Here is a 12837-nt window from a genome sequence, read left to right as displayed (position 1 = left end):
GGTGCGGGCGGCGTCAGGCGGCGACGATGCGGTCGCGGCCGTGGCTCTTCGCCGCGTACAGCGCGTCGTCGGCGCGCTGGATCAGCTCCACCGTGGCCTCGCCGGGGCGGTGCTCGGCCATCCCGATCGAGCAGGTCTGCGCGAGCGGGACGCTGGCCCGGATCGCGTCGGCGACCGCGCGCGCCTCGACCCGGTCTCCGACCGCGACCGCGAACTCCTCGCCGCCCCAACGGGCCGCCAGCGCCGTCTCGGGGAGCGCGTCCTCGATCGTCCGGGCGAAGGCGACGAGCATGTCGTCCCCGGCCAGGTGGCCGTGCGCGTCGTTGAAGTGCTTGAAGTGGTCGAGATCGATCAGCAGCACCACGCCGGAGGGGCCGGCCTCCAGCACCTGGGGGAGCCGTTCGTCCCAGTGCCGGCGGTTGGCGAGCCCGGTCAGCGGGTCGGTGGCGGCCAGGCGCTCGGTCTCGGTCCGGGCGGCCCGCAGGTCGCCGGCCAGCCATGCGGGGGCCTCACTGACCGCCACCCACACCACGGCGGAGGTCGCGAGCTTGACGCTCAGCTGCGAGACCGGGAGATCGGCGAAGACCAGGAGGTACGTGAACACCGCGGGCGGCAGCATGATCAGCGAGATGCCGCGGGTCTGCGTCAGGCCGGCGAAGAGGAAGGCGACGAACATCGTGCTCATGCACAACGTGGCGGCCATCGGCGCGACGAACGAGGCGCCGGCCATGCCGAGCATCACCGCGAGCGGCCAGGCCAGGAGGACGGGCTGGTGGCGGGAGCGTCCCACCAGGGCCCACAGCACGATCACGGACGCCACGCTGACGACGTAGTAGATCGGTACGAAGCCGTCGGCCTCGTGGGTGGAGAAGCACGCCAGCAGACAGCAGGTGGCGATCACGAGGACGCCGATCGCGCCGCGACGGTGCCACAGTGGAAGGTTGCTCACTGCGGGTCCGGGGCGGCGTCCGACAGCTGTGGGAGTGCTGGTGGGCGCGGGCATCACCCCACATCGTAAGGACCGGCGGGGCGTTACCGGCGAGTACGGCGCAGACCGGCGCGTCACGCCGTCCGAACGGCCCGGATGATCTTGCGTCGCAGAATGACGCGGCGGATGCCGTCGTTGCCGATCCGGAGCCGGTCCAGCTCCCAGCCGCCGTGCTCAGCACGCTCGACGAGCATCTTGGCGACCGCGCTGCGCGACAGATCGCGATCGAAGACGATCTTGTCGAACTCCCACTCCACGCCGGGGCGCGGAGCCCGCCGCTCGTGCCTGCTCATGCCTGACCCATCGGGCCGACGCTCAATCGGCTGAGACGTCGTCGAGGGCGGCGACGATCTCGATCGGCAGGATGCGCTCGACCACCCCGAGCGCGCTCTGGAGCTGGGCGACGGTGCGGGCGCCGAGGATCGGGGCGGTCACTCCCGGGCGATCACGGACCCAGGCGAGCGCGACCTGCTGGGCCGTCCAGCCGAGGCCGTCGGCGGCTCGGGCCACCGCCTCGACGATGCCACGACCGCGCTCGTCCAGGTAGGCGTCCACGCGGCCGGCGAAGTCCGACCGTGCGCCGCGGGAGTCCGAGGGGGTGCCGGTGCGGTACTTGCCGGTGAGGACGCCGCCGGCGAGGGGCGACCAGGCTAGGAGCCCGAGGCCGAGCGCGTCGGCTGCCGGGACGACGTCGTACTCGACCTCGCGGGCGAGCAGCGAGTACTGCACCTGCGTGCTGACCAGGTGCGAGCGGCCGGTGACGGCGCGCTGCCAGGTCGCGGCCTGTGCGGTCTGCCAGCCGGAGTAGTTGGAGATGCCCACGTAGCGGGCCTTGCCGCTGGCGACGGCGTGGTCGAGGGTCGCCAACGTCTCCTCGAGCGGCGTCTCGTCGGACCAGACGTGCACCTGCCACAGGTCGACGTGGTCGGTGCCGAGGCGGCGCAACGAGCCCTCGAGACTGTCCAGCAGTCCGCGGCGGCTGGTGTCGACCTGGCGCGAGCCGCTGCGGCGCGAGATGCCGGCCTTGGTGGCCAGGACGAGCTCGTCGCGTGACATCACATCGCCGATGAGACTGCCGAGGAGCTGCTCCGAGGCGCCGTCGGCGTAGCCCGCGGCGGTGTCGACCAGGGTGCCGCCGGCCTCGGCGAAGGCGATGAGCTGGTCGCGGGCCTCGTGCTCGTCGGTGTCCCGACCCCACGTCATGGTGCCGAGACCGAGGGAGGAGACCTTGAGCCCGGAGGCCCCGACGGCGCGCTGCTGCATGCGGAAGAAGATAGTCGGCGCGCCGACGAGGTGGCGTCCAGGCTCGCCGCAGGTCGGACGCCCTAGGCTTCTCGGGACCTGCCGCTGAGCTGAGAGCGACTGATGAACTACCTGGAATCCGTGGTGCTGGGCGTCGTCGAGGGACTCACCGAGTTCCTCCCGGTGTCGAGCACGGGCCACCTGACCATCGCCGAGAAGATCCTCGGTCTGCCGATCGACGACGACGGCGTGACCGCGTACACCGCCGTCATCCAGATGGGCGCGATCGCGGCCGTCGTCCTGTACTTCATCAAGGACATCGTCGCCATCGTGCGCGGCTGGTCGGTCGGGCTGTTCCAGGCCACGCGACGCGGCACGTTCGAGTACCGGATGGGCTGGTACGCGATCGTCGGCACCATCCCGATCGGCATCGTCGGCCTGCTGGCCAAGGACCTGATCTCCGGCCCGCTGCGCTCGCTGTGGTGGGTCGGCGGCGCGCTGATCGTGTGGAGCGGCGTGATGCTGTGGGCCGAGCGTGTCGGCAAGCAGGAGCGTGGCGAGCGCCAGCTCACCATCAAGGACGCGATCGTCGTCGGCCTGGTGCAGTGCATCGCGCTGATCCCGGGCGTCTCGCGCTCCGGTGCCACCATCTCCGCGGGCCTCGTCCAGGGGCTCGACCGCGTCACCGCGACCCGGCTGAGCTTCTTCCTCTCGATCCCGGCGCTCACCGCGGCCGGCCTCTACGAGCTCAAGGACGTGCACGGCATCTCGGTGGGCGTCACCCTCGTCGGCACGCTGGTCTCGTTCGTGGTCGCCTACGCGTCGGTCGCGTGGCTGCTCCGCTTCGTCAGCCACCACTCGATCGGCAGGTTCGTCCCGTACCGCGTGGTCCTCGGCACGACCGTCCTCGTCCTGGTCGCCACCGGCGTCGTCAACGCGACCTGAGCGTGCTGACGGCGCGGCGACGTGCCGCTGGGTACCACGAACTCTGCTCGCCCGGCTCGCGCTGAGTGTCTGCGCGGGCGGGTGCCCTGACTTCGGTGGACCGCGGGGCAGCCCAGCACGCCGGACGACTGTTCGACGCCGCATGGCCGGCCCCGAGGACAGAACGAATGTCCGTTCTGCCCGGCGAACGTCTGCGCGCGCTACCTCGACAACGCCGGATCACTACTCATTCGGCGCAGCAGTCGAGCGTGGGATCGACTGCAACGCCATCACAGCCAGCCGGACTTGCGGAACCACCACCACAGACCGGCGACGGTGAGCCCCATCATCGTGAGGGCGTACGCGTAGCCGTAGTGCCAGCCGAGCTCGGGCATGTTCTCGAAGTTCATGCCGTAGACGCCGGCGATCAGGGTCGGGACGACGATGATCGCGGCGCCCGCGGAGATCTTGCGCATGTCGTCGTTCTGCTGGACCTGGATCCGGGCCAGGTGGGCGTCGAAGGCCGAGGACAGCAGGGACTCGAGGCCGTCAACGGCCTCCGCACCCTGATTGAGGTGATCGAGGACGTCGCGGAAGAACGGGCGGATGTCCGCGTCGATGTCGCGGTCGTCGTGCTCGGCGGTCGTGAAGCGGCGGATCGGATCGCGCAGCGGCATCACCGCACGGCGCACCTCGACCAGCTCGCGCTTCAGCTTGTAGATCCGCTCGGAGTCGTTCGTCCGCGCCTCGGAGAAGACGGACGTCTCGACCTCGTCGACGTCCTTGGTCAGCTCGCTGATCACCGAGGAGTAGCCGTCCACGACGAAGTCGGCGACCGCGTAGATCGCCGCCGACGGTCCCTGCGTCAGCAGCCGGCGCTCGTCGTCCTCGAGGAAGTGACGCGCCGGCGCGAGCTGGGAGCCCCGGCCGTGCCGCACCGTGACGACGAAGTCGCGCCCCATGAAGAGGTTGATCTCGCCGGTCTCGACCGCGTCCTCGGCATCCACGTACCAGAGCGTCTTGAGCACCAGGAAGAGCACATCGCCGTAGCGCTCGAGCTTGGGACGCTGGTGCGCCTTGAGCGCGTCCTCGACCGCGAGCGGGTGCAGGCCGAACGCGTCGGCGACCTCGGCGAGCTCACGCTCGCTGGGACGATAGAGGCCGAGCCAGACGAAGTCGCCCTCCCTCTCCACGCCCTCGCGCATGACCTGGAACTCGTGCGGGTGGCAGGCGAGGTCGACCCGCGCGCCGTTGCGGTAGAGGGCGGAGTCGACGATCACGACCCTGAGCCTAGGCGAGCGAGCCGGCCGCGCCGGGGACGGCTCGTTAGAGTGGCGCGCATGGCGACGCTCATCCTGGTGCGACACGGCCGCACGACCGCGAACGCGAGCGGCACCCTGGCCGGGCGGACCCCCGGCGTACGGCTCGACGACCTCGGCCGGGAGCAGGCGACCAAGGCGGGGGAGCGGCTCGCCGGCGTCCGGCTGACGTCGGTCGTCTCCAGCCCGCTGGAGCGCTGCCAGGAGACCGCGCGGGCACTGCTCGCAGCGCGTCCGGTCGCCGACGAGCAGTTCCCGGTGCCGTTGCACACCGATGAGGCGATCACCGAGTGCGACTACGGCGCCTGGCAGGGTCGCGCCCTCAAGGAGCTGGCCTCCGAGCCGCTGTGGCGGACCGTGCAGACCCAGCCGTCAGCCGCGACGTTCCCCGACGGCGAGGCGATGCTCGCGATGCAGGCCCGCGCGGTGTCGGCCGTACGGCGCCACGACGCGGCGATCAGCGAGGCGTACGGCGCCGACGCGGTCTGGGTGGCGGTCAGCCACGGCGACATCATCAAGTCGATCCTCGCCGACGCGCTCGGCATGCACCTCGACCTCTTCCAGCGCCTGCACGTCGACCCGGCCTCGATCTCGGTCATCCGCTACACGGAGTCACGTCCGTTCGTGCTGGCCACGAACACCCATGACGGGGACCTGACCTGGCTGAACCCGAAGGCCCCGGCGAGCGCGGACACGCCGGACGACGTGGCGGATGACGCAGCGGTCGGTGGCGGCGCAGGGCCCGGCAAGTAGGTTTACGGGTATGCCCGTCGTGCACTCCTTCGACCCGCCCGAGCGCTTCGTCACCGGGACCGTCGGCGAACCCGGCGACCGGACCTTCTTCCTGCAGGCCCGCGCCGGCGCCCAGATGGTCAGCGTCTCCCTGGAGAAGCAGCAGGTCGCGATCCTGGCCGAGCGCATCGACGAGCTCCTCGACGAGGTGATGCGCAACACCAACCCCGACACGGTCGTGCCCGCGGTGGCGCCGTACGGGCTGGACGACAACGCTCCGCTGGAGCAGCCGATCACCGAGGAGTTCCGGGTCGGCACCATGACCCTGTCGTGGGATCCGGAGGACGAGCGGATCGTGCTGGAGATCTTCCCGATCGACGAGGAGATCGCCGTCGAGGCGGTGCCTGCGGACGAGCCCGAACCCGAGGAGATGCTGCTCGTCCGGCTCGACGCGGCCCACGCCCGCGCCTTCGTGAAGCGCGCCGGGCTGGTCATCGAGGCCGGGCGGCCCTCCTGCCCCTTCTGTGGCGGTCCGATCGATCCCGAGGGCCACCTCTGCGTCCGCGCCAACGGCTTCAAGCGGCGCCTCAGCGAGGACTGAGCGTGCCGGATCGTGTCGCTGAGCGGCTGGACGGCGAGCTGGTGCTGCACGGCCGCATCACCAGCGCCTCCAACGCCACCTTCCTCGGCTCCATCGACGGCACCGCCGTCGTCTACAAGCCGATCCGCGGCGAGCGCCCGTTGTGGGACTTCCCGGACGGCAACCTGGCGCACCGCGAGGTCGCCGCGTACGTGCTCTCCGAGCTGACCGGCTGGGACATCGTCCCGGAGACCTGGCTGCGCGACGGCCCGCACGGCACCGGCATGGTGCAGCGCTGGTGCGAGACCGATCCCGCTCAGGAGGCGGTCACCCTCATCCCGGCCGGACCGGTCCCGGTCGGCTACCTGCACGTCTTCGACGGGATCGGCGGCGACGACCAGCCGGTCTCCCTGATCCACGAGGACACCCCCGAGCTGCGCCGGATGGCCGTCTTCGACGTGCTCGCGAACAACGCCGACCGCAAGGGCGGGCACGTCCTCGAGATGGAGGGCGGTCACCGGTACGGCTGCGACCACGGCCTCACCTTCCACCGCGAGCCGAAGCTGCGCACCGTGCTGTGGGGCTGGACCGGCATGCCGCTGACGGACGAGGAGATCAAGGTCGTGCGCCGCGTACGGGCAGCGCTCGACGGCCCCGAGGGCGAGCCCCTGAGCGAGCTGCTGGCCTACTGGGACCTCGAGGCGCTGGCCGCTCGCTGTGATCGGCTGCTCGCAGCAGGCGCGATGCCCGAGCCCACCGATGACTGGCACGTCATCCCCTGGCCACCGTTCTGAGTCGCGGAGCCACCTGCACGGCACGTGGTGGACTCCCTTAGAGTTCTGAGCATGCGCGCCTGGTCTGCACCTGACGTCCCCGCTCTGCCGGTCACGGCCCCGGCGGTCCGGCTCTTCGACACCGCCCGTCAGGACCTCGTCGAGGTGGGGCTGGACGCCGTCGGCAGCAACGCCTCGCTCTACGTCTGCGGCATCACCCCGTACGACGCGACCCACATGGGCCACGCCAACACGTACGTCACCTTCGACCTGCTGCACCGTGCGTGGCTCAATGCCGGCCTCACGGTCAACTACGCACAGAACGTCACCGACGTCGACGACCCGCTGCTGGAGCGCGCCACCAAGGTGAAGATCGACTGGCGGGAGCTGGCCGAGCGCGAGATCGAGCTCTTCCGCAAGGACATGGAGGCGCTGCGCGTCATCCCGCCTGCCAACTACACCGGCGCCGTCGAGTCGATCCCGCTGGTGATCGAGCTGATCAAGCAGCTCGAGGCGGCCGGCGCGGTCTACAAGGTCGAGGAAGACCTGTACTTCTCCATCTCCGCCGACGACGCGTTCGGCGGCGAGTCGCAGTACAGCCGCGAGCAGATGCTCGAGATCTTCCCCGAGCGCGGCGGCGACCCGGACCGGCCGGGCAAGAAGGACCCGCTCGACCCGCTGGTGTGGCGCGGCGAGCGTCCGGGCGAGCCGAGCTGGGACTCACCGTGGGGCAAGGGCCGCCCGGGCTGGCACATCGAGTGCGCCGCGATCGCCCGCGAGCACCTGGGCGCCGGCTTCACCGTCCAGGGCGGCGGCTCGGACCTGATCTTCCCGCACCACGAGATGTGTGCCGCGCACGCGCAGACGATCGACTCCTCGGCCCCGTTCGCGCAGGCGTACGCCCACTGCGGCATGGTCGGCTACCTCGGCGAGAAGATGTCGAAGTCGAAGGGCAACCTGGTCTTCGTCTCCGCGCTGCGCAACGCCGAGCTCGACCCGATGGCGATCCGCCTGGTGCTGCTGCGCCATCACTATCGCTCCGACTGGGAGTGGACCGACGAGCTGCTCTTCGACGCCGTCGACACCGTCGGCCAGTGGCGCAAGGCGCTCGCGCTCGGTGCCGGTGCCCCCGCCGAGCCGGTCGTCGCCGAGGTGCTCGCGGCCATCGCCGACGACCTCGACGCCCCGCGCGCCGTGGCCGCCGTCCAGGCCTGGGTGGACGCCACCCTCGGTGGCTCGGGCCACCTCGCCCAGCACAGCGACGAGGACGCCGCGGCCCAGGTCAGCAAGGTCCTCGACGCCGCGCTCGGCCTCAGCCTCTAGCCGAGAGGTCACTTCTGGTGGCTTGAGAGGTCACTTTCCGTGGCTCGAGATGGACACTCGAACCGCAGGAAGTGACTTCTCAACTCTCCTCGCCCCGGCGCTTGAGGTACTTCTCGAACTCCCGCGCGATCGCCTCGCCCGAGGCCTCGGGGAGGTCCGCGGTGTCGCGGGTCTCCTCGAGCGAGCGGACGTAGTCGGCGATGTCCTCGTCCTCCTCGGCGAGCTCGTCGACGCCGCGCTCCCAGGCGCGGGCGTCCTCGGGCAGGTCGCCCTGGGGGATCGAGCAGCCGAGCAGCTCCTCGAGCTGGCCGAGCAGCGCCAGCGTCGCCTTGGGGCACGGGGGCTGCGCGACGTAGTGCGGCACCGCCGCCCAGTAGCTCACCGCCGGGATGCCGGCCTCGCCGCAGGCGGCCTGCAGGACGCCGACGATGCCGGTCGGCCCCTCGTACGTGGGCAGGTCGACGTTGAGCTTCTCCGCCAGCGTGGGGTCGCTGGCGCTGCCGTTGACCGGGATCGGGCGGGTGTGCGGCGTGTCGGCCAGCAGCGCCCCGAGGGTCACGACCAGCCGGCCGCCGAGGGACTCGATCGCGCCCATCAGCTCACCGCAGAACGAGCGCCAGCGCATCGACGGCTCGATGCCCCGGATCAGGATGACGTCACGGCCCAGGCCTGGCGGGGAGGCCACCGCGATCCGGGTGGTCGGCCAGGTGATGTGGCGCGTGCCGGACTCATCGGCGCTGACCCGCGGGCGGTTGACCTGGAAGTCGTAGTAGTCCTCGGAGTCGAGCTCGGCGACGATCCGGGCGTTCCACATGTCCAGCAGGTGATCGACCGCGCCGGTGGCCGAATCGGCCGCATCGTTCCAGCCCTCGAAGGCGGCGATGACGACCGGGTCGACGAGGTCGTGGGTCTGCTCCAGCTCGATCACCTCCCCAGCCTAGGCGAGGGAGCGAGGCCGCGCCGAGCCTGCTCGTGCCTGTGCCGAGCGACTGAGCCGGCGAGCCGAGGCCGCTCGCCGGGCCACGATCCGGGCAGATGTGGGTTCTCGGCGCAGGGACCCCGTAGAATTCACGACGCCGAGAGGCGTTGCAACGGACTGTGCCGGTTCATCCCGCAGTCCGCCACGCTCGGCTGGTCGCGATCATGCTCGCGGGGATCCAAGGACGCCTTCCATTCTTGGAAGGATTGCCATGACTGCGGAGAAGAACCTGCGGCCCGACGCCACCGACGCCCTGACCAGCGCGTTGCGTGAGCAAATTCTGATCATCGACGGCGCGATGGGCACCGCCATCCAGCGGGACCGTCCGGACGAGGCCGGCTACCGCGGAGAGCGCTTCGCGGACTGGCCCTCCGACCTGCAGGGCAACAACGACCTGCTGACCCTCACGCAGCCCGACATCATCGGCGGCATCCACCGCGAGTACCTCGAGGCCGGCGCGGACATCATCGAGACGAACACGTTCAGCGCGAACGCGATCTCGATGGCCGACTACGGCATGGAGGAGCTCGCCTACGAGCTCAACTACGAGTCCGCGAGGCTCGCGCGCACCTGCGCCGACGAGTTCGCGACCCCCGAGCGCCCGCGCTACGTCGCCGGCGCGCTCGGCCCGACGACCCGTACGGCCTCCATCAGCCCCGACGTCAACGACCCCGCGGCGCGCAACGTCACCTACGACCAGCTCGTCGCGGCGTACGCCGACGCGACCCGCGGTCTGGTCGACGGCGGTGCGGACATCATCATCATCGAGACCATCTTCGACACCCTCAACGCGAAGGCGGCGATCTTCGCCGTCGAGCAGGTCTTCGCCGAGTACGACCGGCGCTGGCCGATCATCATCTCCGGCACCATCACCGACGCGTCCGGCCGCACCCTGTCCGGCCAGGTCACCGAGGCCTTCTGGGACTCGGTGCGTCACGCCCAGCCCATCGCGGTCGGCCTCAACTGCGCGCTCGGCGCCCAGGAGATGCGCCCCTACATCGAGGAGATGGCGCGCGTCGCCGACACGTTCGTCTCCTGCTACCCGAACGCGGGCCTGCCCAACGCGTTCGGCGAGTACGACGAGGGTCCGGACGAGACCGCCGGCTACGTCTCGGAGTTCGCGCGGGCGGGCTTCGTGAACATCGTCGGCGGCTGCTGCGGAACCACTCCCGAGCACATCAAGGCGATCGCCGACTCGGTGTCCGGCCTGGGCGCCGAGCGCGCGCCGGCCCACCCCGCGCCGGCCCTGCGCCTGTCGGGCCTGGAGCCGTTCGCAGTCACCCCCGAGAGTCTCTTCGTCAACGTCGGCGAGCGGACGAACATCACCGGCTCGGCTCGCTTCCGCAACCTGATCAAGGCCGGCGACTACGACACCGCGATCAGCGTCGCCGCGCAGCAGGTCGAGGCCGGCGCCCAGGTCATCGACGTCAACATGGACGAGGGCATGATCGACGGCGTGGAGGCGATGGACCGCTTCCTCAAGCTGGTCGCGTCCGAGCCCGACATCAGCCGGGTGCCGGTGATGATCGACTCCTCCAAGTGGGAGGTCATCGAGGCCGGCCTCAAGGTGGTCCAGGGCAAGTCGATCGTCAACTCGATCTCCCTCAAGGAGGGCGAGGGCCCGTTCATCGAGCACGCGCTGAAGTGCAAGCAGTACGGCGCCGCGGCGGTCGTGATGGCCTTCGACGAGGAGGGCCAGGCCGACTCCTACCAGCGCCGCATCGAGATCTGCGAGCGCGCCTACCGGATCCTGGTGGACCGGGTCGGCTTCGACCCCGAGGACATCATCTTCGACCCCAACGTGTTCGCGGTCGCGACCGGCATCGAGGAGCACGCCACGTACGGCGTGGACTTCATCGAGGCGACTCGCTGGATCAAGCAGAACCTGCCCGGCGCGAAGGTCTCCGGCGGCATCTCCAATGTGTCGTTCTCGTTCCGGGGCAACAACCCGGTCCGCGAGGCGATCCACGCCGTCTTCCTCTTCCACGCGATCAACGCCGGCCTGGACATGGGCATCGTCAACGCGGGCGCGCTCGTCACGTACGACGAGATCGACCCCGAGCTGCGCGACGCGATCGAGGACGTCATCCTCAACCGCAACCCCGACCCGACGGCCGCCACCGAGCGGCTGCTCGAGCTCGCCGAGCGCCACCGGGGCTCGGGGGAGGCGGCGGAGGCCAAGACCGAGGAGTGGCGCGAGCTGCCCGTTCGCGAGCGGATCACGCACGCCCTGGTCAAGGGGCTGGACGCGCACGTCGAGGCGGACACCGAGGAGCTGCGCGCGCAGATCAAGGCCGACGGCGGTCGGCCGATCGAGGTCATCGAGGGCCCGCTGATGGACGGCATGAACGTCGTCGGCGACCTCTTCGGCGCGGGCAAGATGTTCCTCCCGCAGGTCGTGAAGAGCGCGCGCGTGATGAAGAAGGCGGTCGCCTACCTCATCCCGTTCATCGAGGAGGAGAAGGCGGCGTTCAACGACGCCAACCCCGAGCTCGCCAGCACGGGCCGGGAGAGGGAGACCAACGGCACCGTCGTGATGGCGACCGTGAAGGGCGACGTCCACGACATCGGCAAGAACATCGTCGGCGTGGTGCTCCAGTGCAACAACTACGAGGTCATCGACCTCGGCGTGATGGTGCCGGCGCAGAAGATCCTCGACGCGGCCGCGGAGCACGAGGCCGACATCATCGGCCTGTCCGGCCTGATCACGCCCTCGCTCGACGAGATGGTCCACTTCGCCTCGGAGATGCAGCGCAACGGACTCACGATCCCGCTGCTGATCGGCGGGGCGACGACCTCGCGCGCCCACACCGCGGTGAAGGTCGACCAGAAGTACGACGGCCCGGTCGTCTGGGTGAAGGACGCCTCGCGCTCGGTGCCGGTCGCGGCGCAGCTCCTGGGCGACAAGCGCGGTGAGCTGATGGCCGCGATCAAGGAGGACTACGACGCGCTGCGCGCCCGGCACGCGGAGAAGCACGACCGGCCGATGCTGACCCACGTCCAGGCGAAGGTGAACGCCACCCCGATCGACTGGTCCTCGTACGTCCCGCCCGCGCCGAAGCGGCTCGGCGTCGAGGTCCTGGCCGACTACCCGGTGAGCGAGCTGCGCGAGTACATCGACTGGCAGCCGTTCTTCAACGCCTGGGAGATGAAGGGCAAGTTCCCCGACATCCTCAACTCGCCCGTCACGGGCGAGGCGGCCTCCAAGCTCTATGCGGACGCCCAGGAGATGCTCGACCGGATCGAGGCTGAGGGCTGGCTCAAGCCGCAGGGCGTCTACGGCCTCTTCCCGGCCGCCTCGACCGGTGAGGACGTCACCGTCTTCGCCTCGGAGGCCCGCGACGAGGTCAAGGCGACCCTGCACCAGCTGCGCCAGCAGGGCCAGCACCGCACCGGGATCCCGAACCGATCGCTGGCCGACTTCGTCGCTCCCGTTGACGCCGGGCTCGACGACTTCGTCGGGGCCTTCGCGGTCACCGCCGGCGTCGACCTGCCCCAGCGGGTGACGGCCTTCAAGGAGGCGCTGGACGACTACAACGCCATCCTGCTGGAGTCGGTCGCCGACCGGCTCGCGGAGGCGTTCGCTGAGCGTCTGCACCAGCGCGTCCGTACGGAGTTCTGGGGCTACGCCACGGACGAGACCCTGAGCAACGACGACCTCATCGCCGAGCGCTACAAGGGCATCCGCCCCGCGCCGGGCTACCCGGCGTGCCCGGAGCACACCGAGAAGCAGACCATCTGGGAGCTGCTCGACGTGCAGGCCAACACCGGCATCGAGCTGACCGAGTCGATGGCGATGTGGCCCGGCGCCTCGGTCTCGGGCATCTACTACAGCCACCCGCAGGCGCAGTACTTCGTGGTCGGCCGCCTCGGCCAGGACCAGGTCGCGGACTACGCCAAGCGCAAGGGCTGGACGCTCAAGGAGGCCGAGCGCTGGCTCGGCTCGAACCTCGCGTACGAGCCGGAGGACTGAGCCC

The 12837-nt window shown here is 70.4% G+C and carries 11 protein-coding genes; 6 read left to right on the top strand and 5 right to left on the bottom strand.

Annotated features, from left to right (window positions below; translation table 11 throughout):
* Positions 1–13: 13 nt before the first annotated feature.
* From KSO98_RS18965 to KSO98_RS13180, 3 genes are all read right to left on the bottom strand, one after another.
* Positions 14–949: a GGDEF domain-containing protein gene (locus KSO98_RS18965; RefSeq protein ID WP_225286076.1), complete on the bottom strand. Its 936-nt coding sequence runs from the start codon at positions 947–949 to the stop codon at positions 14–16.
* A gap of 113 nt (positions 950–1062) precedes the next feature.
* Entirely contained in the window at positions 1063–1281 is a 219-nt protein-coding gene (locus KSO98_RS13185; RefSeq protein WP_225286074.1) for a DUF5703 family protein, read from the bottom strand.
* A 22-nt stretch (positions 1282–1303) separates the two neighbouring features.
* The gene (locus tag KSO98_RS13180) at positions 1304–2251 is read right to left on the bottom strand and encodes an aldo/keto reductase (protein WP_225286073.1); all 948 of its coding nucleotides are present in this window, start codon (positions 2249–2251) and stop codon (positions 1304–1306) included.
* Positions 2252–2353: 102 nt separating this feature from the next.
* Between KSO98_RS13180 and KSO98_RS13175 the strand changes: the two genes are divergently transcribed.
* On the top strand, positions 2354–3175 hold the full coding sequence (locus KSO98_RS13175) for an undecaprenyl-diphosphate phosphatase (protein WP_225286072.1): 822 nt from the start codon (positions 2354–2356) through the stop codon (positions 3173–3175).
* Positions 3176–3444: 269 nt separating this feature from the next.
* Here KSO98_RS13175 and corA read toward each other — a convergent pair whose 3' ends face one another.
* Positions 3445–4434 (bottom strand): magnesium/cobalt transporter CorA, encoded by a 990-nt coding sequence (gene corA / locus KSO98_RS13170; protein WP_225286071.1) that lies wholly within the window; start codon positions 4432–4434, stop codon positions 3445–3447.
* Between the two features lie 60 nt (positions 4435–4494).
* Between corA and KSO98_RS13165 the strand changes: the two genes are divergently transcribed.
* From KSO98_RS13165 to mshC, 4 genes are read left to right on the top strand one after another with little or no spacing between them, the layout of a single operon-like run.
* Positions 4495–5226, top strand: a complete 732-nt coding sequence (locus KSO98_RS13165) for a histidine phosphatase family protein (RefSeq protein WP_225286070.1) — start codon at positions 4495–4497, stop codon at positions 5224–5226.
* Positions 5227–5236: 10 nt separating this feature from the next.
* Positions 5237–5806: a DUF3090 domain-containing protein gene (locus tag KSO98_RS13160; RefSeq protein ID WP_225286069.1), complete on the top strand. Its 570-nt coding sequence runs from the start codon at positions 5237–5239 to the stop codon at positions 5804–5806.
* A gap of 2 nt (positions 5807–5808) precedes the next feature.
* Positions 5809–6579: an SCO1664 family protein gene (locus tag KSO98_RS13155; protein WP_225286068.1), complete on the top strand. Its 771-nt coding sequence runs from the start codon at positions 5809–5811 to the stop codon at positions 6577–6579.
* A gap of 51 nt (positions 6580–6630) precedes the next feature.
* The gene (gene mshC, locus KSO98_RS13150; RefSeq protein WP_225286067.1) at positions 6631–7881 is read left to right on the top strand and encodes a cysteine--1-D-myo-inosityl 2-amino-2-deoxy-alpha-D-glucopyranoside ligase; all 1251 of its coding nucleotides are present in this window, start codon (positions 6631–6633) and stop codon (positions 7879–7881) included.
* Positions 7882–7960: 79 nt separating this feature from the next.
* Here mshC and KSO98_RS13145 read toward each other — a convergent pair whose 3' ends face one another.
* On the bottom strand, positions 7961–8809 hold the full coding sequence (locus tag KSO98_RS13145; protein ID WP_225286066.1) for a PAC2 family protein: 849 nt from the start codon (positions 8807–8809) through the stop codon (positions 7961–7963).
* A gap of 262 nt (positions 8810–9071) precedes the next feature.
* On the opposite strand from KSO98_RS13145, the gene metH reads away from it, so the two are divergent.
* Entirely contained in the window at positions 9072–12833 is a 3762-nt protein-coding gene (gene metH / locus KSO98_RS13140) for a methionine synthase (RefSeq protein WP_225286065.1), read from the top strand.
* Positions 12834–12837 lie beyond the last annotated feature (4 nt).

Origin of the sequence: Nocardioides nematodiphilus, from assembly GCF_020216525.1 — a bacterium.
Classification (GTDB): Bacteria; Actinomycetota; Actinomycetes; order Propionibacteriales; family Nocardioidaceae; genus Nocardioides; species Nocardioides nematodiphilus.
This window is presented reverse-complemented; position numbering and strand designations above follow the sequence as displayed.

What these genes read in the sequence shown, in the direction of transcription:
- KSO98_RS13185 (WP_225286074.1), bottom strand. Translation starts at nt 1,281, where the DNA reads ATGAGCAGGCACGAGCGGCGGGCTCCGCGCCCCGGCGTGGAGTGGGAG.
- KSO98_RS13180 (WP_225286073.1), bottom strand. Translation starts at nt 2,251, where the DNA reads ATGCAGCAGCGCGCCGTCGGGGCCTCCGGGCTCAAGGTCTCCTCCCTC.
- KSO98_RS13175 (WP_225286072.1), top strand. Translation starts at nt 2,354, where the DNA reads ATGAACTACCTGGAATCCGTGGTGCTGGGCGTCGTCGAGGGACTCACC.
- KSO98_RS13165 (WP_225286070.1), top strand. Translation starts at nt 4,495, where the DNA reads ATGGCGACGCTCATCCTGGTGCGACACGGCCGCACGACCGCGAACGCG.
- KSO98_RS13160 (WP_225286069.1), top strand. Translation starts at nt 5,237, where the DNA reads ATGCCCGTCGTGCACTCCTTCGACCCGCCCGAGCGCTTCGTCACCGGG.
- mshC (WP_225286067.1), top strand. Translation starts at nt 6,631, where the DNA reads ATGCGCGCCTGGTCTGCACCTGACGTCCCCGCTCTGCCGGTCACGGCC.
- metH (WP_225286065.1), top strand. Translation starts at nt 9,072, where the DNA reads ATGACTGCGGAGAAGAACCTGCGGCCCGACGCCACCGACGCCCTGACC.